This is a genomic window from Mesorhizobium sp. M8A.F.Ca.ET.207.01.1.1 (assembly GCF_004794715.1).
In the GTDB taxonomy this organism is placed as follows: Bacteria; Pseudomonadota; Alphaproteobacteria; order Rhizobiales; family Rhizobiaceae; genus Mesorhizobium.
Genome location: NZ_SRUS01000412.1, coordinates 1 through 315, shown reverse-complemented (window position 1 = coordinate 315; position 315 = coordinate 1). Strand labels below are relative to the sequence as shown.

Below are 315 nucleotides of genomic sequence, written 5' to 3'. Positions count from 1 at the left end.
AACGCGGCGGTCGGCCATGGCTACACCTATTCGGCCCATCCCGTCAGCGCTGCCGTCGCGCTGGAGGTGCTGAAGCTCTATGAGGACGGCCTTCTGGAGAACGGCATCAAGGCCGGCGCCCGCCTGATGGCTGGATTGGCCGGCCTGAGCGACCATCCTCTGGTCGGCGACGTGCGCGGTCGCGGCCTGCTGCTCGGGGTCGAGATCGTCAAGGACGGCAAGGTGCCCAATCACGAGTTGGGTGCCGCAATCGCGGCGGAAGCGTTCCGGCGCGGCCTGAGCATGAACATCGTCAAGCTTCCCGGGATGGGCGGC

At 67.6% G+C, this 315-nt stretch carries 1 protein-coding gene; it reads left to right on the top strand.

Annotation, left to right across the window (positions count from 1 at the left end):
- Positions 1-315 (top strand): aminotransferase class III-fold pyridoxal phosphate-dependent enzyme (locus EN850_RS35140; RefSeq protein WP_136093043.1); only part of this gene is annotated, 315 nt, incomplete at both ends.